Genomic DNA, 321 nt, shown 5'->3' with positions numbered 1-321 from the left:
CAATTTGTATTAAACTATGGTATTTTTCCAAATCCAACAGATACTAGAACTTTAATTCCGTTTCTTTCTGATATGCATCATTTAGAGCTCTTCAAATATATAGTTGCTGATGCTGGTTATGGTAGTGAATCCAATTACTCAGCTATTGTTGATCAGTTTAATAAGGTACCGCTCATTCCATACGGAATGATGGAAAAAGAAAAGAAACGTAAATTTAAAAATGATCCCACAAAAATGCAAAACTGGGATTATAATGCTGAATCGGATTACTATACGGATTACCAAGGAGTTAAGTTCAGCTTTAAGAATTACAGTATTCGT

1 pseudogene is annotated in these 321 nt (G+C 32.4%); it reads left to right on the top strand.

The features are described from left to right. Positions 1–321, top strand: a pseudogene (locus IV88_RS09045) (IS5/IS1182 family transposase); the annotation flags it as partial.

This window comes from Pediococcus argentinicus (genome assembly GCF_001437605.1).
In the GTDB taxonomy this organism is placed as follows: domain Bacteria; phylum Bacillota; class Bacilli; order Lactobacillales; family Lactobacillaceae; genus Pediococcus; species Pediococcus argentinicus.
Note: the sequence above shows the minus strand (reverse complement) of the source record. Positions and strands in the feature narration are given on the sequence as shown.